Source organism: Vibrio sp. 11-4(1) (assembly GCF_013048625.1).
In the GTDB taxonomy this organism is placed as follows: Bacteria; Pseudomonadota; Gammaproteobacteria; order Enterobacterales; family Vibrionaceae; genus Vibrio; species Vibrio diabolicus.
In genome coordinates, this window is sequence record NZ_VHSY01000064.1 from 1 (window position 1) to 590 (window position 590).

At 39.3% G+C, this 590-nt stretch carries 1 protein-coding gene; it reads right to left on the bottom strand.

The window, feature by feature from the left end; all coding sequences use genetic code 11:
* Positions 1-125: 125 nt before the first annotated feature.
* A partial coding sequence (locus FKN16_RS24385) for a nuclear transport factor 2 family protein (protein WP_249370588.1) occupies positions 126-590 on the bottom strand: 465 nt, incomplete at its 5' end.

A 590-nucleotide genomic window follows, 5' to 3' on the forward strand; every position in this document is an offset into this window, starting at 1 on the left:
ATAACGCCCTGTTAAGGTGTGAGCAACGCAATACCGAAGCTTCCGCATACCACCTTAAACACTAAACGCAACGCATAGTAAAAATGCCAAGCGTTGCGAATCACTCTTAAACAGTTTGTTATGCGTTACTTTCCATATGTCAGCACAGAAATTCTTTGTAAATCTCTGCTCGGAAAATCAGGATCTACATACACGTACATACGACTTATTAATTTTCCACTAAACTCAAATACACTACAAAAACGACCAGTGGACACATTGTTGTCCGGCCAGGAAGTACCGTCACTCATTACACCTCCTTCCTGTCCTTCAACAATAACCTTGTTTCCAGCTGTTGTTATTTGAAAACCGTCTATGTCATGCCAGATACTGTTCAATGAGCTACCAATTCTATTGCCAAACTCCACTAAGGCATTCTTTCCTTTCGCCTGTCCAAATTTAGGAAAGAAAAAATCAACATCCTCTGAAAATAGATCCAGATAACTAGGATCACCCGCATCTACTTTCTCGAAATACTTAATTACTAGCTCTACTAAATCGTCTTTTTCCATAATTATTCTTACATCCATATTACTCTGACGCATAACGCC